Annotated in this window: 20 protein-coding genes; 6 read left to right on the plus strand and 14 right to left on the minus strand. The window is 40.0% G+C overall.

Features of this window, described 5'->3' with window-relative positions; all coding sequences use genetic code 11:
- Positions 1-37: 37 nt before the first annotated feature.
- From BKK48_RS06740 to asnC, 8 genes are all read right to left on the minus strand, one after another.
- Positions 38-1,990, minus strand: a complete 1,953-nt coding sequence (locus BKK48_RS06740; protein WP_077427374.1) for a BglG family transcription antiterminator — start codon at positions 1,988-1,990, stop codon at positions 38-40.
- Positions 1,991-2,047: 57 nt separating this feature from the next.
- The gene (locus BKK48_RS06745; RefSeq protein WP_208604184.1) at positions 2,048-3,259 is read right to left on the minus strand and encodes a histidine-type phosphatase; all 1,212 of its coding nucleotides are present in this window, start codon (positions 3,257-3,259) and stop codon (positions 2,048-2,050) included.
- A gap of 115 nt (positions 3,260-3,374) precedes the next feature.
- Positions 3,375-4,217: a tyrosine-protein phosphatase gene (locus BKK48_RS06750; RefSeq protein WP_077427376.1), complete on the minus strand. Its 843-nt coding sequence runs from the start codon at positions 4,215-4,217 to the stop codon at positions 3,375-3,377.
- Positions 4,214-5,032: a PTS system mannose/fructose/sorbose family transporter subunit IID gene (locus tag BKK48_RS06755; RefSeq protein ID WP_077427377.1), complete on the minus strand. Its 819-nt coding sequence runs from the start codon at positions 5,030-5,032 to the stop codon at positions 4,214-4,216. Before BKK48_RS06755 ends, BKK48_RS06750 begins: the two co-directional genes overlap by 4 nt.
- Entirely contained in the window at positions 5,029-5,799 is a 771-nt protein-coding gene (locus tag BKK48_RS06760) for a PTS mannose/fructose/sorbose/N-acetylgalactosamine transporter subunit IIC (protein ID WP_077427378.1), read from the minus strand. The genes BKK48_RS06755 and BKK48_RS06760 overlap by 4 nt, the downstream gene beginning before the upstream one ends.
- Complete coding sequence (locus BKK48_RS06765; RefSeq protein ID WP_077416701.1) at positions 5,796-6,266, minus strand: PTS sugar transporter subunit IIB; 471 nt, start codon at positions 6,264-6,266, stop codon at positions 5,796-5,798. Before BKK48_RS06765 ends, BKK48_RS06760 begins: the two co-directional genes overlap by 4 nt.
- Positions 6,253-6,684, minus strand: a complete 432-nt coding sequence (locus BKK48_RS06770; protein WP_077427379.1) for a PTS sugar transporter subunit IIA — start codon at positions 6,682-6,684, stop codon at positions 6,253-6,255. The genes BKK48_RS06765 and BKK48_RS06770 overlap by 14 nt, the downstream gene beginning before the upstream one ends.
- A 306-nt stretch (positions 6,685-6,990) precedes the next feature.
- Positions 6,991-7,443 (minus strand): transcriptional regulator AsnC, encoded by a 453-nt coding sequence (asnC, locus tag BKK48_RS06775; RefSeq protein ID WP_077416789.1) that lies wholly within the window; start codon positions 7,441-7,443, stop codon positions 6,991-6,993.
- A gap of 153 nt (positions 7,444-7,596) precedes the next feature.
- Between asnC and asnA the strand changes: the two genes are divergently transcribed.
- Together asnA and pckA are read left to right on the plus strand one after the other, a co-directional pair.
- A complete protein-coding gene (asnA, locus tag BKK48_RS06780) occupies positions 7,597-8,589 on the plus strand; it encodes an aspartate--ammonia ligase (protein ID WP_077427380.1) in 993 nt (330 codons plus the stop codon).
- 272 nt (positions 8,590-8,861) lie between these two features.
- The gene (gene pckA / locus BKK48_RS06785) at positions 8,862-10,478 is read left to right on the plus strand and encodes a phosphoenolpyruvate carboxykinase (ATP) (RefSeq protein WP_077427381.1); all 1,617 of its coding nucleotides are present in this window, start codon (positions 8,862-8,864) and stop codon (positions 10,476-10,478) included.
- A gap of 70 nt (positions 10,479-10,548) precedes the next feature.
- Here pckA and greB read toward each other — a convergent pair whose 3' ends face one another.
- Positions 10,549-11,028, minus strand: a complete 480-nt coding sequence (gene greB / locus BKK48_RS06790; protein WP_077427382.1) for a transcription elongation factor GreB — start codon at positions 11,026-11,028, stop codon at positions 10,549-10,551.
- 101 nt (positions 11,029-11,129) lie between these two features.
- Between greB and BKK48_RS06795 the strand changes: the two genes are divergently transcribed.
- Entirely contained in the window at positions 11,130-13,445 is a 2,316-nt protein-coding gene (locus BKK48_RS06795) for a Tex family protein (protein ID WP_077427383.1), read from the plus strand.
- A gap of 151 nt (positions 13,446-13,596) precedes the next feature.
- Here the strand turns inward: BKK48_RS06795 and BKK48_RS06800 are convergent, their stop codons facing one another.
- Together BKK48_RS06800 and yihA are read right to left on the minus strand one after the other, a co-directional pair.
- Positions 13,597-15,126 carry a YifB family Mg chelatase-like AAA ATPase gene (locus tag BKK48_RS06800; protein WP_077427384.1) on the minus strand — a complete coding sequence of 510 codons (1,530 nt, stop codon included), beginning with the start codon at positions 15,124-15,126 and terminating at the stop codon, positions 13,597-13,599.
- A gap of 111 nt (positions 15,127-15,237) precedes the next feature.
- Positions 15,238-15,855 (minus strand): ribosome biogenesis GTP-binding protein YihA/YsxC, encoded by a 618-nt coding sequence (yihA, locus tag BKK48_RS06805; RefSeq protein ID WP_077427385.1) that lies wholly within the window; start codon positions 15,853-15,855, stop codon positions 15,238-15,240.
- Between the two features lie 113 nt (positions 15,856-15,968).
- Between yihA and BKK48_RS06810 the strand changes: the two genes are divergently transcribed.
- On the plus strand, positions 15,969-16,838 hold the full coding sequence (locus tag BKK48_RS06810) for a VirK/YbjX family protein (protein WP_077427386.1): 870 nt from the start codon (positions 15,969-15,971) through the stop codon (positions 16,836-16,838).
- Positions 16,839-16,890: 52 nt separating this feature from the next.
- Here the strand turns inward: BKK48_RS06810 and xerD are convergent, their stop codons facing one another.
- Genes xerD through proC form a run of 3 tightly spaced genes read right to left on the minus strand, consistent with a single transcriptional unit; the run spans position 16,891 to position 19,781 of the window.
- Complete coding sequence (xerD, locus tag BKK48_RS06815) at positions 16,891-17,784, minus strand: site-specific tyrosine recombinase XerD (RefSeq protein ID WP_077427387.1); 894 nt, start codon at positions 17,782-17,784, stop codon at positions 16,891-16,893.
- Between the two features lie 18 nt (positions 17,785-17,802).
- The gene (locus BKK48_RS06820) at positions 17,803-18,966 is read right to left on the minus strand and encodes a 3-phenylpropionate MFS transporter (protein WP_077427388.1); all 1,164 of its coding nucleotides are present in this window, start codon (positions 18,964-18,966) and stop codon (positions 17,803-17,805) included.
- Positions 18,966-19,781 carry a pyrroline-5-carboxylate reductase gene (proC, locus tag BKK48_RS06825; RefSeq protein ID WP_077427389.1) on the minus strand — a complete coding sequence of 272 codons (816 nt, stop codon included), beginning with the start codon at positions 19,779-19,781 and terminating at the stop codon, positions 18,966-18,968. Before proC ends, BKK48_RS06820 begins: the two co-directional genes overlap by 1 nt.
- 67 nt (positions 19,782-19,848) lie before the next feature.
- Between proC and rdgC the strand changes: the two genes are divergently transcribed.
- Entirely contained in the window at positions 19,849-20,757 is a 909-nt protein-coding gene (rdgC, locus tag BKK48_RS06830; protein ID WP_077427390.1) for a recombination-associated protein RdgC, read from the plus strand.
- Positions 20,758-21,006: 249 nt separating this feature from the next.
- On the plus strand, positions 21,007-21,705 hold the full coding sequence (locus BKK48_RS06835; RefSeq protein WP_077427391.1) for a DUF969 domain-containing protein: 699 nt from the start codon (positions 21,007-21,009) through the stop codon (positions 21,703-21,705).
- Position 21,706: the final 1 nt, after the last annotated feature.

Raw genomic sequence — 21,706 nt, forward strand, 5'->3', positions numbered from 1 at the left:
TGAAAGGTTATGGTTTAATCTTCCATTAACTATAGCTTTAAATGTTGTAATAATCCGGCATAAAAAAGAATTGATAATTAGGATTTTCACTTAAACAAAGTTGGCGTAAATCAAGTTGATGACCTACAATTTGTTTAATAATATTCATCAACATTTTTAGCTTCTGAGTATTCTGGTTAATATTAAGATTAATTACCATAAAGATAATTTCACTATGTAAAGTGAAATCTTCACTATCTGAGAAATGATAGATATCAAATTTTTCTTCTTTCGCAGATAAATTGCAGTAAATACCTATTTTCTGTTTTTTAGATAAAATATCTAAGTAGAGATAGTTTTTGCCTTGTTCTAAGTGATTTTGGATAGGGAATATATTGAGTTTATATTCTTTTGGAATAAGTTTAGGTGTGATTTTAGGTAAGGTTTTATCATATTGATAGGTATGGTAGAAAATAGAGGAAAGTGAGCTCACATATTCATTCTCTTGCATGTTGTCATCAGCATAATAGATAGGAGAATAAGGAATATCCATATTTTGGCCATAGCTATTACATAGGTAGTAATCATAATCAAGATTTTTATTTAATTCCAATTCATAGAGCATTTTGGTATCAATTTTGAGTATTTCATTACTAAAATAGTTTTTTAAATTGAATTTGATTTGTTGGGTGCTTAACCTACCATTAATTGAGATGATCGCTAATTTCAGTTTCTTTTTACTCAATTCTATTCGATTGAAAATGCCGGAGAGTATATCAAAAATAAAGTAATTCTCTCGTTGTGAAAATTGATAGTAATATTTTTGTTTAAATACCTTGTTTAAACGTTCAACAACTTTAAGTAGCAAAGGGTTAGATTGAATAGTATTCGTATTGTAAAAACCAAGATCTACATCATCTGATACGCCAAGTGAAATTTTTACTGTAATTGGAATGAGTAATTTAAACAGATCCTTGAAACCTGTGTGATCTGTTGAAATATCTACATATAAAATAGCGGCGATTTCATTAAAAATAAATTGATGAATTTCTGTCGTTTGCTTGATGAGATTATTATAGTTTTCTTTACTACAATCTGCATAGCGATAAAGATCATTGCTCATTATGAGAATGTAAGTGAGAAAACGCATTATTTCCGGAGAGAATAAAAGGGCATTTTTTTCCTGTTGTAGGTTTTCACTCAATTGAGTTAAAAATAAATATTCTTTTGTCTTTTTATAGTGGAACGGCAAAACGGGGAGCTCAATATGATAATCTTTTTGGCGATCGTATTGATGATAAAAATAAATCAGATATAACAAAAATCGTTCTGCATAGATGTCAGAAAGCACAATTTCAGATTGAATTAATGTTTTATTTAATATAAGACGAATTTTTTCTTTTTTAGGATGATTAAAAAGTTGATTGAATTGAGGTATGAAAAAATTTGGTTTCGTTTTATAGTTAAAATATTTATACATTCTCACCGTAAGCATGATTTTCTTAAAGGTTGCACCTTCAATTTTTATACCATAATAAGGTTTGCTCACTAATTTTAGATCATATTTTTCGAGTGTTTTTCTTACTTGATAGAGTTCTTTGCTTAACGAGCTGTTAAAACTTAAAAAGAGAGCTTCTTGTAATTGCTCAATTTTAATATAGTGCTCACTAGAAAGTAATTGGCGTAGAATATAGTTAACTCTATGTTCAAATTTATTATTGATATTAGAAAGTTGTGAGATTTGAAAGTGGGAAAGTAAGGCGTTGGCTAATTCATCTTGTTCGATATGCAATTTATAACCATAAGCAGCTTTAGAAAAAATAGAAATTTGATATTTTTCTAATGCTTCTTTTAAATATTTGATATCATTTTTTATTGTTCGGCTACTTACTTGTATTTCACTTGATAACTTTTCACTGTTGATATGTTGGTTATTTCTTAATAACAGTAGAAAAATCGCTTTATACCGTTTATTTTTATCTAATATCCTTAAAATTTGACTAATATCCATTTAATTCCCTTTCTTTTAATGTATTAAGGCTGTTCGAAATAACAGCCTTTATTTAATCTAATCGAATGATTGATTTATAATTTCAGTCAATTTTGTTTCAATATCCGAATATGCACAAAATCCTAGTTCATTTTCTTTGCATTGTTCAAAATGAAGTTGAACGGACTGTGGTGGAGTGGCCAGTGTTAATGCTTGATCTTGCTGAATTTGTTCAATACTTTGATAAACATATTGTGTATTTACCCATTTTGTATTGTTCTTTTTATCCCGCCATATTTCAAAAAAGACTTTCCCTCCGATTGGTGTCGATTCATACTGATTTGGCAAGCGGTATGATTTTACCCCTAATGCACCGAGTAGGGTAATAATATTAGTATCATGTCCGACCAATAAACTCATTGTTCGTTGGGAATTGTTCAATTCTTGCTGCATAAATGTAGCTAAGGGTTGGGCAAGGTGGCTTGCGATGAATTTTTCGCCTCGTAACACGGTGAAATATTCATTTTTAATTTGATTGATGATTTCCCATTTTTCCGGTGTTAATCGGCTGAGAATTTTTGATGAAAGCGGATTAGCATAAAGCTCAATCAACAAATTATCCACAATCGTTTTACCCAAACGTAATGAACCGGATACTCCCACCTCTTTTCCTTTTTCAATTTTCAGTGTTCCTTCTTCGGAGAAAAAAGCGCAGTCGGTTTTGCCTTTGCAATGCGGGGATTGGGCATAATCAATCACCTCACCAAGCACTTGATATGCTGTTTGTAATTTTTGATGAGTTTGTTTTAACGGAATCCGGGAAATGACCGCTTGTTTGAAGGTTTCGCTATCATTACGCACAATCGGATTAAATACCGGATCCATTGTGCCAAGGGCTCTATTGTTTACCGGCTGAATGCCACAGCCGGGGAAGAGCCCCAATGTTAATGCCTGGCCTGTTGCTAAGGTTCGTTGAAGGCTATTGGTATAAATCAACACTTGTTCAGGTGGTAAACATTGGTTGATTTTTGTTAAACCTTGTTGATTGAGGTAATCTCGAATATAACGCCCGAATTTAACCTCCAAGTCAGCGCCTTTAGACATTAATTCTCCCGGGGCTTCTTGCCAAGCCGTCCATTGATAGGGGGTAACTTGTGTGAGTTGACTATCCGATTTGATAATCGGCGTTCTGACACCGTGTCGGCTAAAAATAAAGATTTTTTCCAGCTGATAGTCGGTTGTTGGCGTAGTATATACAGCGCTTACGGCATAATTTGATAAAAAGTTCATAGCGCAGAGTAGCAAAAGGCATGATTTTTTCATGTTAGACCTCAATTATTGAGTAGTGCGGTATAACGCAAAAATATCGGCAAAATTGACCGCACTTTGAGAAGATATGACCTGATTATTCAAGATAATCTGCTTGTAATTGAAGGATTTCAGCCTTACTGATACCAAGTTGTTGTTCAGTATAGCGTTGAATTGAACCATATTTCTGTTCAATGGTATCAATCGACATTTCAATGAATTCGGGTTTGGTATCAATAAGTGAATAAAGATAGTTCAATACTTCTTGATCTTGGGTGAGTTGACGATAAATTGCCATTTTTTGACGATTACGTTCCAAGCGATTGATATGGGTCAGCATGTAATCATTAATAATTTGATTTTTATCGACCCCTAAAACCCCTAGCAATAACATAGCGCCAAAACCGGTGCGATCTTTTCCCCCTCGACAATGTTGTATAAATGCCTCCCCTTTCAGATTTGCAGCAACTTTTAACATTGAAGCAAAAGCTTTTTGACATTCTGGTTTTTCCACAAAATTTTTGTATTGTTTCATCACAATATCATCATAATGTATCAAACAACCGTTTTGTTTCTGCTCAATAATTTTATTCACCAGATTTTCATCTTCATTTTCCTTTGATGAAGTGAATTGTGCAGCCAATTCTGCCGTGTGAGCGTTGGGGTCAAATTGGTAAATTTTCTCAGCACTTATCACCTTATTGGGATATTTAGCAATTTCATTTGGGCTGCGATAGTCGATCACTGCCTGAATATTCAGAGGTTTTAACATTGCTATCCCATTTTCAGTCGCATTGTATAAATGATCGGAACGATAAAGTCGTTGCCATTTGACTTTTCGGTAATCTTGGGTGAGATAGCCCCCCATATCACGAAAGTTATTCATTCCTTCTATGGGGAGGGTTCGTAATTGGGCTTGTTGTTGTAAATTTGCCGTCATTTTACTAATACTCCCAAATAGACAAGTGCAATACAGAGGAGCATTGTGCCAATAATCAGTGTGGCGGCATATTTACCATTGGTTTTCTTCAGTATTGAATAAATACCGACCGTGACTAATAGGCTGAACAAACCGGGCATCACTTTATCAAACATTTCTTGCAGTTTGATCGTATTTTCACCCACACTAAATTCGACACCGAATTTTACCCTCACAACAGAAGCGATTAATGCGCCGATAACCATTAGCCCCACAACGTTCGCCATATTGCTGACACGTTGTAAAATATTGCTGTTACCGTTAATCATATCCATCCCTTTATGGTAACCATAATGGATACCATAATATTTGGAGGCAACATTGACAATGTTGTAGAGCAAGAACATTAAAATGGGGCCTAACAGGCTACCATTTAGTGAGAGTGCTGCACCGATACTGCCACAGATAGGTAACCAAGTGAATTTCAAAATACTATCACCCAATCCTGCTAGCGGCCCCATTAAACCGGTTTTTATTGCGGTGACGGTTTCTTTTTCATTTTCTTGGGTGGATTCTTCCACCGCTGCCGTAATACCTAGAATTAAGGCATCTGAATTGACGTGGCTATTAAAGAATTTTAAATGACGTTTCATTGCCTCGACTTTCTGTTCTTTAGGTTTATCTTGATAAAGTCGTTTTAAAACAGGGATAAAACTGGATAGAAAACCGATTGCCTGCATAGATTGATAATTATTGGTGACATTAAGTAACTGCATTCGCCAAAAGACTTTATTTAAATCCTGTTTAGTAATTTTGTGTGAAGTTTGCTGGGTCATAGGTCATAGTCCTCATCATTCGTATTTTGATTGGAAGCTACCGCTTGAGTATTTTTATGAATTGCCAAGTCATAAATTAGGGCTAACGGTAAGGCAATTAGGGTAATCGGTAAGACGGATAATTTAAGATAAACAGCGAGCGTGAAACCTGCGACTAAGAAGAGCCAGAGTTCTGCTTTTTTCAACATCATTAACATAAGTAAACCAATACCGATAGCGGGAATGATTTTGCCGGCAACATTTAAACCGGTAATCATTTTACCCGGTAATTGTGCCACGATTTGTGCGATTAAATCCGCACCGAAATAGACAGCTAAAAAGGTAGGCACAGCACGAATTAAGAAAGCGATTGTCATCGGAATATATTGGATCCGAAAAATTTTATCGAAATTTCCTTCTTCGGCCCAACGCTCTGCAATTGGGTTTAGGGCTACAATGCCCGAACGGTATAAAATCAAAAGTTGCTGAGCAAGTAATGAGGTTGGAACAGCAAGGGCAATCGCTGCTTCAGTACCTCCTGCGGCAATACCTAATGCTGTGCCAATTGCGGTACCTGAAATCATATCCGGTGCGGAATAGGCACCAACATTCCCTACGCCCATCCACATCACCTCTAAGGTTGCCCCAATTAAAAGTGCGGTCTGTAAGTCACCCATAATTAAGCCGACAACTGTTGCGATCAAGAGTGGTCGTCTAATCATTTGCGTACCGATATCATCAATCGCACAAATACCCGCCCATAATGCAACGAAAAGTGCAGTTATCATTTAATCACCTCCGTTAAGTTTACTTTTTCATCATTGGGTACCATTTGAATGGTCACCGTCACCCCTTTATCCAAAAGTTGTTGAAAAGCCGAACGCTCTTCGTTAGTCACAGATAAAGCTTTCGTTAATTGGGTTCTCCCCTCTTGAAAACGCATTCCGCCAACATTTAGCTCATTAATAGGAACGCCTGCATTGACGGTTGATAACACATCAATACTGTTGGTAAACAGTAACATTGTGCGTCTGCTGAGTCCTTTGGTTCGATAAATTTCTGCAAATTTTTCAATTGTCAGTACGACAACTTTGATGTCTTGTGGAGCAGCCATAGCTAAAATATTTTTTTGAGTTTGATCGGTCGCTAATTTATCGTTTAGCACCACAATTTGTTCTACTTTGAATAGATTGACCCAAGTGGTAACGACTTGTCCGTGAATTAAGCGATCATCAATGCGACTAAAGCAAATCATCTTCGTCCTCCTGTTTTTGTAAATCATTGAAATCTCGAATGGTTAATCCGTTTTGATAGGCTGTTTGAATAAGCGATTTCATTTCATCAAATGGTAAATCACGATTCATTAGTACATCGAGTAATAGGGGTAAATTCAATCCGCAACAGACTAAAATATTTTCTTTTGTGAGTAAGTGAGAGGCCAAATTCATCGGTGTGCCACCGAGAATATCAGTTAAAAAAATCAACCCTGATTGTGTATCTAATGAGGCGATTTTCTCTTGTAATTCTTGTTTTAAGTGAGAAACGTTATCTACGGTAAATATTGATAAGGTTTCAAAGTTTGTTTGTTTTCCCACAATTAATTCCGCACTTTCTATTGCCGCTTTAGCAAAGTTTCCGTGGCTCATTAACATGAGGGCAATTTCTTTTGACATTGTGTTTTTCTCCATTGACTTAAGTATTGATGACAATGTAGGAGAAAGTGGTGATTGACTCAATTTTTAGAATTGCACGATATATCGTGCAAACTAAATTTTGTTAACAGGAAGAGAATGAATAAATTGAGGGGGGAATTGGGCTTAAATTTGTGTAAATTTCCCAATTAAGAGAGCTTGAGGGAATTTACCTCATATCATATCCATTGGCTAAATTGTTTTAGAGTTCAGTCATTTTTCCCTATGAATAGAAGATATTCACTGCTCGCCATTGTCGTAGAGGTAAATTCCATCAAAGAAACATTTTTAAGGCTTAATATCCCTCAAAATAGGATTTTGCATGGAAATCAGTGTTTCGGTGGATTGAATTTCATCAATTAATTGAATTTTGGTGGCCAAAACCGAATGTAGTTCGGCTATGGTGTGGGTCATTACTTTGATGAAAATCGAGTAATTGCCTGTGGTGTAATAGGCTTCTACCACTTCATCAAAGGTTTCCAGTTTTTTTATCACTTTTTCGTAATCTTTTGCACTTTTTAAAATGATGCCGATAAAACAGCAAACATCATAGCCAAGTTTACGTTCGTCAATAATCACTTTTGTGCCTTCAATCACACCGGATTGGCGCATTTTTTCTACCCGAACGTGAATTGTGCCGGGGCTAACGCCAAAATTTTTTGCCATTTCAGCATAAGGTGTGCGTGCATCTTTGGTGAGAACACGGAGAATTTGTTGATCGAGATTATCAATATTATGCATAAAAGCCTCCTTTAGAAAAAATTTAATAAATCACCATTTAATTGAATAATATTTAAAATTATTTTAAATGTAAATAAATCACTTGAAAGAAAGTGATGGTTTGTTAAATAATACGCAAAACTTTACTTGTTCCTTTAGAAATAGGCGGAAAATATGAAAAAAACATTTATTTTACAGCAGCAAGAGATCAGTTTTGTTAAGAACACGTTCACTCAAAACTTAATCGAACAGTTAGGTATTATTGAAGTGCAAGGCCCTATCCTAAGTGAAGTGGGCAATGGTATGCAAGACAACTTATCCGGTATTGAGAAAGCCGTTCAAGTGCATGTGAAGTGTATTCCAAATGCGGTGTATGAAGTGGTGCACTCTTTGGCAAAATGGAAACGTCATACCCTTGCCCGTTTTCACTTTAAAGAGGGAGAAGGGCTTTTTGTTCATATGAAGGCTTTACGTCCTGATGAAGATTCTTTAGATCCGACCCATTCCATTTATGTGGATCAATGGGATTGGGAAAAAGTCATTCCTGCCGGTCGCCGTAACTTTGCGTATTTAAAAGAAACCGTTAATGCAATTTATCGTGCTATTCGTTTGACAGAACTTGCGGTGGAGGCGCGTTTTGATATTCCTTCCGTGTTGCCAAAACAAATTACTTTTGTGCACAGTGAAGATTTGGTGAAACGCTATCCTGATCTTTCCAGTAAAGAGCGGGAAAACGCCATCTGTAAAGAATATGGTGCGGTATTTTTAATTGGTATCGGCGGCAAACTATCCGATGGTAAACCTCACGATGGACGTGCACCGGACTACGATGACTGGACAACAGAATCGGAGAATGGCTACAAAGGTTTAAATGGTGATATTCTCGTTTGGAACGAACAGCTCAATAGTGCATTTGAGTTATCTTCTATGGGGATCCGTGTGGATGAAGCAGCACTTCGTTTACAGGTGGGATTAACCGGTAAAGAAGAGTGCTTAAAAATGGATTGGCATCAAGAATTGCTAAGTGGGAAATTACCACTTTCCATTGGTGGCGGTATTGGTCAATCACGCATGGCGATGTTCTTATTGCGTAAAAAACATATCGGTGAGGTACAATCCAGTGTGTGGCCGAAAGCAATGTTGGAACAATATGAGCATATTCTCTAAGTCATCAATGCTTATCATAGCACAGTGAGAGCGATAATCCCCTTATCTACCTTTCGGATAGGGGGATTTTTAGGTGCAGAGTAATCCTTGTTCTGTTATTAAAATCACACCAAAAACTGACCGCACTTTTTGATACAGATCATCAAATCCCTCCAAAAAATTCAAAATAATCATCAATTTTCAAAAATGAGATCTACTTAACATTTTTTTTAATTCACTTTATTTAGAATAAACATAGGTTAAATTTTAGACTTTTTCCATAGAGGTGAGTTATGACAGATGTAAACAAAGTAATCAAACAACTTGAGACATTAGGCATTTATGATGTAAAAGAGGTTGTCTATAATCCAAGCTATGAGCAATTATTCGAAGAAGAAACCAAACCGGGTTTAGAGGGCTTTGAAAAAGGTACATTAACCACAACCGGTGCGGTGGCAGTGGATACCGGCATTTTTACCGGCCGTTCGCCAAAAGATAAATACATTGTATTAGATGAAAAAACCAAAGATACCGTTTGGTGGACGTCGGATGCGGCAAAAAATGATAATAAACCGATGAATCAGGCAACTTGGCAAAGCTTGAAAGATTTAGTCACCAATCAACTTTCCCGTAAACGCTTGTTTGTGATTGACGGTTTCTGTGGCGCAAGCGAACAAGATCGCATTGCTGTGCGTATTGTGACTGAAGTGGCATGGCAAGCGCACTTTGTAAAAAATATGTTTATCCGCCCAACAGAAGAACAATTGAAAAATTTTGAACCTGATTTTGTGGTGATGAATGGTTCTAAAGTCACCAATCCAAACTGGAAAGAACAGGGATTAAATTCTGAAAACTTTGTGGCATTCAATTTAACAGAGCGAATTCAGTTAATCGGCGGGACTTGGTATGGCGGTGAAATGAAAAAAGGGATGTTCTCTATTATGAACTATTTCCTACCGCTTAAAGGTGTCGCTTCCATGCACTGTTCTGCGAATGTGGGCAAAGAAGGTGATGTTGCGGTCTTCTTCGGTTTATCCGGCACAGGTAAAACCACCCTTTCAACCGATCCAAAACGTGAGTTAATCGGTGATGATGAGCATGGTTGGGATGATGTCGGTGTCTTCAACTTCGAAGGCGGCTGCTATGCGAAAACCATTCACCTTTCCGAAGAAAACGAACCGGATATTTATCGTGCCATTCGCCGTGATGCCTTGTTAGAAAACGTGGTGGTTCGTGCTGATGGTTCTGTGGATTTTGATGACGGTTCAAAAACTGAAAATACCCGTGTGTCTTACCCAATTTATCACATTGATAATATTGTTAAGCCGATTTCCCGTGCAGGTCATGCCACCAAAGTGATTTTCCTCACTGCCGATGCCTTTGGGGTGTTACCACCGGTTTCTAAATTAACGCCGGAACAAACCAAATATTATTTCTTATCCGGTTTCACTGCAAAATTGGCAGGGACGGAGAGGGGTATCACTGAACCAACACCAACGTTCTCTGCTTGTTTTGGTGCGGCATTCTTAACGCTTCACCCAACACAATATGCGGAAGTGTTAGTAAAACGTATGCAAGCGGCAGGGGCAGAAGCGTATTTGGTGAATACCGGTTGGAACGGTACAGGCAAACGTATTTCAATCAAAGATACCCGTGGCATCATTGATGCGATTTTAGACGGTTCTATTGAACAAGCTGAAATGCGTGAATTACCAATCTTCAACTTAGCGATTCCAAACGCATTGCCGGGGGTCGATCCTGCTATCTTAGATCCTCGTGATACTTATGCAGATAAAGCCCAATGGCAAGCGAAAGCGGAAGATTTAGCCGGTCGTTTCGTCAAAAACTTTGAGAAATATGCGACCAATGCAGAAGGAAAAGCGTTAATCGCCGCAGGCCCTAAAGCCTAATGGTAAATCAATGAAAAAAGAACCCGCACTTTCTATGTGTGGGTTCTCTTTTATCAAAATGATGAAAAATTTAGATATTTTCGTACCAGATACGATTAACATAAAGTGTAATCCGCCCCGAAGGGGTTTCCACCATCACTTCATCATCAACACTTTTTCCAATCAAAGCCCGGGCAACCGGAGAGTCAATCGAAATCCAATTTTTTGCCGGATCAAACTCATCGCAACCTACAAGGCGATATTGCTTCACTTCTCCATTTTCATCTTCTAATTCCACCCAAGCGCCAAAAAACACTTTGCCTTCTTGTTTGGGGTTGTAATCCACAATTTGTAAAACTTCCAAACGTTTTGTGAGAAAACGCACACGGCAATCAATTTCTCTTAATCGGCGTTTGCCGTAAATATATTCCGCATTTTCACTGCGATCCCCTAAAGCGGCGGCATCAGAAACCGCTTGGGTGACTTTGGGGCGTTCTTCTTTCCACAAGAATTTCAGTTCTTTGTCCAAGGCGTTCCAGCCTTGGCGTGTAATGTAATTGGATTTTGCCATTTCTTTTGTAAAGGTTGGAAAATTTATTGAATTATATTTGAGCCAAGGTATCAAAACCAGTATTCTATGCCCGATTTTATTTTCAACAAAGACGTATACCGATGTTAAATCAACAAATTAGTCAAATTATCGCAGCAGAACTTAATGTTGCTTCTCATCAAATTCTCGCCGCCATTCAATTGCTAGATGACGGTAACACTATTCCATTTATTGCACGTTATCGTAAAGAAGCGACAGGTGGGTTGGATGACACCCAACTTCGCCATTTTGAAAGCCGCTTAGGCTATTTGCGTGAACTTGAAGATCGCCGCCAAAGTATTTTGAAATCCATTGAAGAACAAGGCAAGCTCACCGATGAATTGCGTACGCAAATTGAAGCGACACAAAGTAAAACCGAACTTGAAGATCTCTATTTGCCTTACAAACCGAAACGCCGTACCAAAGGACAAATTGCCATTGAAGCGGGGCTTGAGCCACTTGCCGAGTTACTTTGGAACGAACCAAAAAATGATCCGGAAACGACCGCACTTTCTTTCGTAGATGAAGAAAAAGATGTTGCAGATACCAAAACGGCATTAGATGGCGCTCGCTATATTTTAATGGAGCGCTTTGCTGAAGATGCCCAATTATTGGCAAAAGTGCGTCAATATTTACAGCAAAATGCACAAATTGAAGCAAAAGTAGCAGAAGGGAAAGAACAAGAGGGAGCAAAATTCCAAGATTATTTCGATCATCAGGAATTATTGAAAAATGTGCCGTCACACCGTGCTTTAGCCATGTTCAGAGGACGTAATGAAGGCATTTTACAGCTGACCTTAAATGCCGATCCCGATGCGGAAGAAGGGGCTCGTCACAGTTATTGTGAAGACATTATTCAAGAACATTTGGGCGTCCGTTTAAGCGGTCAGCCGGCAGATAAATGGCGTGAGCAAGTGATTGCTTGGACGTGGAAGATTAAAGTTTCTCTCCATTTAGAAACGGAATTAATGAGCGCTCTGCGTGAAAAAGCGGAAGAAGAAGCCATTGATGTTTTTGCCCGAAATTTGACCGCACTTTTAATGGCGGCACCTGCCGGCTCAAAAAATACTATGGGGCTTGACCCGGGCTTACGCACCGGGGTGAAAGTGGCAGTGGTGGATAACACCGGAAAATTATTGGATACGGCAACCATTTATCCTCATACCGGCCGTGAAAGCGAAGCACAAATGACTTTATTTAGCTTAATCCGCCAACATAATGTCGAGTTGATAGCCATTGGTAATGGTACAGCCTCTCGTGAAACAGAACGTTTTGCGAAAGAAGTGATTAAAGAAATCAAAGAAAATAAACCACAAACGGTGGTGGTGAGTGAAGCGGGGGCTTCGGTCTATTCTGCTTCCGAATTTGCCGCTAATGAGTTTCCACATTTAGATGTATCCTTGCGTGGTGCGGTTTCTATTGCCCGCCGATTACAAGACCCATTGGCGGAACTGGTGAAAATTGAGCCTAAAGCCATTGGTGTAGGGCAATATCAGCATGATGTTAATCAATCCCAGTTAGCGCGTAAATTAGATGCGGTGGTGGAAGATTGTGTGAATGCCGTTGGGGTCGATTTAAACACGGCTTCCGCCCCATTACTCGCCCGTGTTGCAGGGATGACAAAAACCTTAGCACAAAATATTGTGGCTTATCGTGATGAAAACGGTCGTTTTGACAGCCGTGAACAATTGAAAAATGTGCCTCGTTTAGGGCCAAAAGCCTTTGAACAATGTGCCGGTTTTATGCGTATTGCCGGAGGTAAAAATCCGCTCGATGCGTCAGGCGTTCACCCTGAGGCTTATGAATTAGTGGAAAAAATCTTGCAGGCGACCCAACAATCTATTCAAGAATTAATGGGAAGCAGTACAGTTCGTCAGCTTAATGCCGCACAGTTTACTGATGAGCGTTTTGGTTTACCGACCGTACAAGATATTTTCAAAGAATTGGAAAAGCCGGGGCGTGACCCTCGTGGTGAATTTAAAACCGCTACCTTTATTGAAGGGGTAGAAGAAATTACCGATTTAAAAGCCGGGATGATTTTAGAAGGCACGATTACGAATGTGACCAATTTCGGTGCCTTTGTGGATATTGGGGTTCACCAAGACGGGTTGGTGCATATTTCATCACTTAGTGATAAATTTGTTGAAGATCCGCATCAAGTGGTGAAAACCGGGGATATCGTTAAAGTTAAAGTATTAGAGGTGGATATTCCCCGTAAACGTATTGCCTTGACGATGCGGTTAGAAGAAAGCGCGGTGAAAAACAGCGATAAATCTGACCGCACTTTATCGGCGAAACCACGATCTCACCATACACGACAAGATCGGACCTCACGTTCCCAAAACAATAGTGCTATGGGCAATGCCTTTGCCGATGCCTTAAAAAACTGGAAAAAATAAAGCTATCGCTCTTCCGTGGATTTTCTCACGGAAGGGCAATGTTTATTTATGCGTCATCCTGAAACCCTCACCTATGTTGGGGAATACTTTTGTTACAACCTATATTCATCGCTCTATCAACCAACATCAATTTATTGTTGGCTCACAATCGTCATAGGTTAACGAGTTTTTGCAATAACCTATCCATTGCCCGATAGCCCAAGGCTTCTGCCAAATGGGCTTGGGAGATATGTTTTTCCCCATTTAAATCGGCAATAGTGCGTGAAACTTTTAAAATACGGTGGTAGGCACGCACGGAAAGCCCCAATTTATTCAATGCCTTTTCAAGAAATAACGCCTCTTTTTCTTTTAATTTACAATCACGTTCAATTTCTTTGCCGGTTAGATAAGCATTGATTTTACCGGCTCGGGCTAATTGAATTTCCCTTACTTTTAATACTTTTTCCCGCACTTGTGCACTGCTTTCACCTCGATCCCCTGAATGTTGTAAGCTTCCTTGTGGCAGAAGCGGCACTTCAATGGATAAATCAAATCGATCCAAAAACGGCCCGGATAAACGATTGAGATAACGCATAATTTGTTGTGGTGAGGTGCGATTATGAGTGCCCGTATAATGCCCTGTCGGGCTGGGGTTCATTGCCGCCACTAATTGAAAACGGGCGGGAAATTGAATTTTGGCATTGGCTCTTGAGATAACAATTTCGCCACTTTCCAGCGGTTGACGTAAGGCATCTAATACTTTTCGTTCAAACTCCGGTAATTCATCTAAAAAAAGCACGCCATTATGCGCCAAAGAAATTTCGCCCGGTTTTGGGATTGTTCCTCCGCCCACGAGTGCCGGTAACGAGGCACTGTGATGTGGAGAACGAAAAGGGCGTTGCTTCCAATTGTAGAGATTGAGTTCATTTTGCACAAGGCTTGTCACTGAGGCAGTTTCAATGGCTTCTTGATCGGTCATTTCCGGTAACAGGGCGGTTAAACGGCTTGCCAGCATGGTTTTTCCCGTTCCCGGTGGGCCAAGGAAAAGGAGATTGTGTTGCCCGGCTGCAGCAATGGTTAGCGCCCGTTTAGCATGCTGTTGACCAATGATATCCGTTAAATCTAAGTGATGTTGAGGGAGAAAATTGACCGCACTTTCTTGGGTTAATTCAGTGGTGCTGGGTAATTTTTCCTGATTATTGAGAAATTGCACCACATCAAGTAGCGTTTGCGCAAAATAAGTATCTTGCCCAGACACTAACGAGGCTTCGTTGGCATTTTGCTTGGCAATGATAAGCTCCCGTTTCGCTTTTTGTGCTGCAATAATTGCAGGGATCACACCATGGACACCTCTCAAATGTCCGGTTAATGCAAGTTCGCCCACAAATTCAAAACCTTTTAATCTTGAGGCATCTAATTGATCGGAAGCCGCTAAAATGCCAATGGCAATAGGGAGATCAAATCGCCCTCCTTCTTTCGGTAAATCTGCCGGTGCTAGATTGACTGTGATACGTTTTGCCGGATATTTAAATTGTGCGTTCATCAATGCACTACGCACGCGATCTTGTGCTTCTTTCACCGTTTTTTCAGGTAAGCCCACAAGAGTAAATCCCGGTTTTCCGTTACTTAAATGGACTTCAATGGTAACAAGTGGGGCTTGAACGCCCATAGAGGCTCGGCTATAAACAATGGCAAGGGACATAGGTTTAAAAAGTGCGGTTAAAATTGAAAAGATTTTCGTACTATAAAAAAGCCTGTGATGAAATCACTCACCACAGGCTTTTTTTACGATCTTAACCGCAAAATTCATATTTTACTTTGCAAAAACCGGAGAAAACCAATCATCTAATTTTGCCGCCAATTTATCAATACCGATTTTATTTTGTGCTGAAAAGGCTTCCACTTGAATATCGCCTTGGAAAGGAAGAATCGCCTCCCGCACCATTTTTACCTGTTTACTCCGTGCGCTTTGGCTTAATTTGTCGGCTTTAGTGAGTAACAGTAAAACCGGTAAATTGGCAGAAACTGCCCATTCAATCATTTGTTGATCAAGATCTTTTAACGGGTGACGAATATCCATCAACACAACCAGTCCTGCTAAACATTCACGTTTTTGTAAATATTCCCCTAAGGATTTTTGCCACTGAATTTTCATTTGCTCCGGTACGGCGGCATAGCCGTAACCCGGTAAATCCACCAATTTGCAATGTGGTTCGACCTCAAATAAGTTAATGAGTTGAGTACGCCCCGGTGTTTTAGAGGTGCGGGCAAGATTTTTTTGATTGGTTAACGCATTGAGTGCTGTGGATTTTCCTGCATTTGAGCGCCCTGCAAAAGCGATTTCAATACCACTATCTTCCGGAATGGCACGGATATTCGGTGCACTCGTAAGAAAATGGGTTTTGTGATAATTCAGTTTAATTTCAGCCATAATTTTTCCTTTCATCTGTTGCGACTAAGCATAGCACAGTTCGACAATTTGCTGAAATGATGTAGAGGTGTAGAATAGCCTTTCCCTAAGGAATTATTTATACAAACAATAAAATGAAAACACCACAATACACTTGGGTAAAAGCCAATGTGATTCATCCCGACCGCCCCGGTCGTTCCGATCATTTAAAACGCTTGCGTTATCAATTGCGTAGTTTTTTACACCGCCATTGGATCAAAAAATTTGAACATTTTGTTAATCAACATCCCTTTCTTATTGAGCTATTGAATGAACGTGTCAATTATAGTTACCCTTTGGTTTGTCGCTTTTTAGATAAACGTTTCACCGCATCACAACGTTTTGTCGCCATTTGCGATAACCTATTATTTTTACCTGAAAAATTGACCGCACTTTCAATCCCATTGTGGAAACAGCCACTCAGTTTTGGTGAGATTATCCCTGATTTTGAAATGACATTGAGTATGACCACGCATCAACCGATGGAGGGGTATTGGGTATTGGAATTGTGGCACAAACCACAAAATGAATTGGTGTATTTGCTCACCTTTGCCAAACTGGGGGATGCCTTGTTGATTGCCGTTGTGCAAGGCCCTAATTTTAACGGGGCAAAAGAGATGGTGAAACAATTAACTAAAGCCTGTCACGGGCTACGTCCGGCTTATTTGATGGTGGAAACGATGAAAGCCCTCACTAGGATTTTAGGGTTTAAAACATTACTGGGTATTCCTCAAAAATACCAAAATAAATCCCGTTTTATTCAGTCTAAACACTATAGCGTGGATTATGATGCTATTTTTTCAGAATCAGGCGGACAGCGAAAAGATTATTGGATACTCCCTTTGGAAGAGAAGAAAAGCCTTGATGATATCCCAAGTAAAAAACGTTCTATGTATCGAAAACGCTATAGGATGCTTAATGAATTTGCCGCTGTGATGGCTGAGAAGTTAAACATTAAAGGATAATTCAATCCTATTACAAGTTTTCCGAGTAAAATAGGGGAAAAATAATAGGGCTTTACCCCCTCGGATGAAATCTTTCATGCAAGCGTTTTAAGCGTTCTTTTGCCACATGGGTATAGATTTGTGTGGTGGATAAATCGCTGTGTCCAAGAAGCATTTGTACCACCCGTAAATCGGCCCCATGATTGACTAAATGAGTAGCAAAGGCGTGGCGGAGCACATGGGGGGAGAGGGTATCAGTGTCAATATTGGCTAAGATCGCATAGTGTTTTACCCGGTGCCAAAAGGTTTGTCGGGTCATTTGTTGGGCGCGTTGGCTGGGAAATACAATATCCGAACTTTGCCCATTCAATAACAGAGGGCGACCATAAAGCATAAATTGACGGATCCAATAGGCGGCTTCTTCGCCCATGGGTACAATCCGTTCTTTATTGCCTTTACCAATCACCCGCACCACACCTTGTTGTACGCTCATATTTTCAATGGTGAGTGAAACCAATTCCGTCACACGCAAACCTGTGGCATAAAGTAATTCCAACATGGCTTTATCCCGCAGTTCTAAAGGGATATCCACATCAGGGGTATTTAATAGATCACTTACCTGTTGTTCACTGAGGTATTTGGGTAAGCGAGTCGGTAATTTCGGTGAGCTGAGGATAGCCGTGGGATCATCTGTGCGATATTTTTCTCGGTATAAATATTGAAAGAGTTTTCGCATTGCACTGAGCATTCGAGCCGTACTCGTTGCCTTATAGCCCTGTTCCACACGCTCACCAAGAAACCCTTGTAAATCTATTGCATCGAGGGTTTCCAAAGAAAGATTGTTTTTATCTAACCAATCGCAAAGTGCGGTCAGATCTAAGCGGTAAGATTGCACCGTGTTTTCTGAAAGCCCTTTTTCAATCCAATATTCATTGAGGAATAAATCAACTAATGCAGTGTTTTTCATTGCGTCCTCTTGCGATGATTAATTTGTTTTCACCAAAAAAGCATTCAATTTGCGTGGAATAACGAAAAATGATACCGCGCCAATACCGCTCATTAGCAAGAATGTCATCGTAGGTGAAATAGGGTAAATGAGACCTGAAATTGCTGTAAAGAGGGCGATCAGTGCGCCATTAGATAAACCGTTATACAGACCTTGTAATTTCGCAATATGGCTTTGTGGTTGTGTGCTGATATAACGCACCATAGCATAATGACAAGCCGCATAAGTGAGGCTATGTGCCAGTTGAAGGGGTAAAATCTGCCAAAAGGTGTTGGCATAAGCCAAACCGGCCCAACGTAAAACCGCCACGAACCCGGATAAAAAGAAAATACGGCTTACCGACCAATTTTGGAATAAACGCCGTGAAAAGAAAAACAAGAGGATTTCTGCGAGTACGCCAATGCCCCAAAGCAAGCTGGTTTGGGGCACGGAAATACCGATGCCCGTCCAATAGATGGTGCTATAGACATAATAAGCAGCATGGGATCCTTGGATTAGCCCGCCTGCCAGCATAATGCGTAAGGTGATGGGATTTTTTAATAGGGCTAAAAAACGGATTTGCTTTGTCGCCCCTTCTTCTAAAGGTTCATCTTTCGGGGCAATGGTCGGTTTGAATAACTGAATGATAGTATAAAACAACAAAAGTGCGGTCAAAATCCACACGGTATTTTGTTCGCCCAGCCAACCGATCATGCCACCAAACACCACCACCCCTAAAATAAAGGCGATAGAACCAATCAGCCTAACTTTGCCATAATCCAATCCAATTTGGCGTTGCCAGGTGGAAGCCAAGGAATCCCCAATGGGCATACCGGCGGAATTCACCATAGCAAAAAGCCCAATCGCCGAAAACAGCAACCAGAAATTGTGGGCAACCAAGCTCATTGTCGCCATAATTAGGGCGGAAGCTAACGCCAGTAAACGCAGTGCATTGATGAGGTGATCGGCTTTTTTAATTAATGAAGAGAAAAATAATCCTCCAATGAAACGGAAAATATAGGCACTACCAATGACAAGGCCGATCATTTCTTCGCCATATTGTTGTGATTTCAACCATGCCGGAAAAAACGGTAAAAAGACACCATAAGCACAATAGTAGCCAAGAAAGCTCAAGGCGAGCCAGTAAAAGGGACGAATTTGCATTAGAATAAGGTTTCCATTTCTTGTGAACGTGCCACACAGGCTTGCATGGCTTCCGCCACAATGTGATTAAATTGTTGGCGATGAAATACCTCTAACGCCGCAGCGGTCGTTCCCCCTTTTGAGGTCACGTTTTCTCTTAGGGTAGAAAGTGCGGTTTGCGGGTTTTCCACCACCATTTTGGCCGCCCCTAACATGGTTTGTTGCACAAACTGACGGGCAGTGTCGGCCTCCATATTCATTTCAACCAATGCCTGTTGCATAGCTTCCAGCATTAAAAAGAAATAGGCCGGGCTACTGCCGGATGCGGCTGTGACGGCATGCATTTGATTTTCCTCTTTCACCCACTGCGTTTTACCCACTGCATTTAACAAAGCTTGCGCAAAAGTGCGGTCAGTTTTCGGCGTATTTTCAGGGGCAAATAATCCCGCCATTCCTTCTCCCACCAAGGCGGGGGTATTCGGCATTACTCGTACAACGGATTTTGCACTTGGGATCAGGGCTTGTAATCGGGCGGTGGAAATGCCTGCGGCAATAGAAATCAGTAATTTATCGGAAAAATCCACCGCACTTAATGGCGCACAAACATCTGCTATGATTTGTGGTTTTACCGCCAATACCACCACTTCTGCTCGAGCGGCACTTTCTGCATTATTTTCTGCTGTTTGCACCCCCAGTTTGGCAAAATAGGCTCGTTTTTCTTCATTGGGGTCATTCACAAGAATTTGTGCTGCGGGATAACCCTGTTTTAATAACCCAAATACGATCGCTTGTGCCATATTGCCACCGCCAATAAAGGCGATTAATTTTTGCTGCATCATTTTTTCCCTTGAGTTTATCGGCTACAATGTTGCCCATTTTACCCGATTATGAAGGATCTGTACGATGTGGTTTAAAAATTTAATGAGTTATAGACTCACCAAGCCTTTGGAATGGGAGCGCAATCAGCTTCAAACTCAGCTTGAAAGTTGCCAATTTCATCCCTGTGGGGCTCAAGATCAAAGTAAATTTGGTTGGAGCTATCCGTTGCAAGGCTCGGATTTACTTTATTTTTCTGTGGGCAATCACATTTTACTCGTGGCAAAAAAGGAAGAAAAAATCCTGCCGGCAAATGTGGTAAAACGTGAATTGGATGAACGCATTGAGAGTTTGGAGCAAAAAGAAAATCGAAAATTGAAAAAGGTGGAAAAGCAAACCTTAAAAGATGATGTGGTGATGAATCTCTTACCTCGTGCTTTTAGTAAAAATCAACATACCGCATTATGGATTGATACGGAAAATCAGCTTATTCATGTGGATGCCTCCTCAAGCAAACGAGCAGAAGATGCCCTGGCTTTATTGCGAAAATCCCTCGGCTCTTTGCCTGTCGTACCGCTTGCTTTTGCCCATGAGCCTAGCACCGTGATGACAAATTGGATCACGCAAGAAAGTTTGCCACATTGGCTGATAGCCCTTGAAGAAGCCGAACTGCGTGGTAGCCAAGAAGACAGTGTAATTCGTTGCAAAAAACAACCCCTTGAAAACGAAGAAATACTCGCCCTTTTACAAGAAGGCGAAAAAGTGGTCAGCAAATTGGCATTGGAATGGGAAGATACCCTCACTTTCATTTTGAACGAGGATTGCACACTCAAACGGTTAAAATTTGCTGATACGGTTCGTGAAAAAAATGACGATATTTTAAAAGAAGATTTCGCTCAGCGGTTTGATGCAGACTTTGTTTTAATGACAGGTATTCTTAGCAAACTCATTGAAAATTTATTAGACGAATTTGGTGGAGAAAAAGCACGGCTTTAAAGTTATATTCTAATACTGGGATACATAGTGTGCCTCATTGTAAAGGTTGAATTGCCACCGTTTTTTGTATAAAGTCTGTACGAATGTGAATCTTAGGTGTTTTGTTGGTGAGAATCTCACATCTTTATCTGTATCAATGCCTAAAGCATGATAAACAGCGTTTAATAATACGAAATTAACCTAAGTTATTTTGAGATGTTCAGGCCGTTTTTCATAAATCACTTAGGGGTAACCATATAGGAGGTGATTATGATTAATCTATGGCCATTAATTGGGATTGTCATTGTGACAGTGGGGCTGGCATTAAGGCTCAATACACTACTGGTGATTTTAGTCGCCGGTGTGACAACCGGGCTGGTTGCAGGCATGCCGGTATTGGATATTTTGTCTAATTTAGGGCAATCTTTTACTCAAAACCGTTATATGTCCCTCTTTATTCTTATCCTTCCTATGATTGGTATGCTTGAACGCTATGGTTTGCGTCAACATGCTGAAAATCTGATTAATTCAATGAAAAAAGCCTCTGTAAGTAAAATTATTATGACTTATGTCGTATTGCGTAAGATCACAAATAGTATGGGATTACATATCGGAGGACACCCTTCAATGATTCGCCCTTTAATTGCGCCGATGGCAGAGGCTGCCGCTGAAAAATCCTCCCCTCATCTTGCTGATGATAAACGTCAAAGTATTCGAGCTTTATCAGCGGCAAGCGAAAATTTTGCGAATTTTTTTAGTCAGCTCTTATTTATTGGCGCAAGTGGTTTGCTGCTTATCAAAGGTGTCATGACAGAAAATAAACTTGATGTTTCATTAGAAACCATGGCGCTATGGGCATTACCAACTGCAGTTGCCTCTCTTGTGGTATTCGGTATTTATACAAAACTGGTTAGTGCCGGAGTAAATGCCTCTGTCTCCTCAGTATCTATCGAAAAAGAGGGGAAATAAG

Origin of the sequence: Rodentibacter heidelbergensis (assembly GCF_002000125.1) — a bacterium.
Classification (GTDB): domain Bacteria; phylum Pseudomonadota; class Gammaproteobacteria; order Enterobacterales; family Pasteurellaceae; genus Rodentibacter; species Rodentibacter heidelbergensis.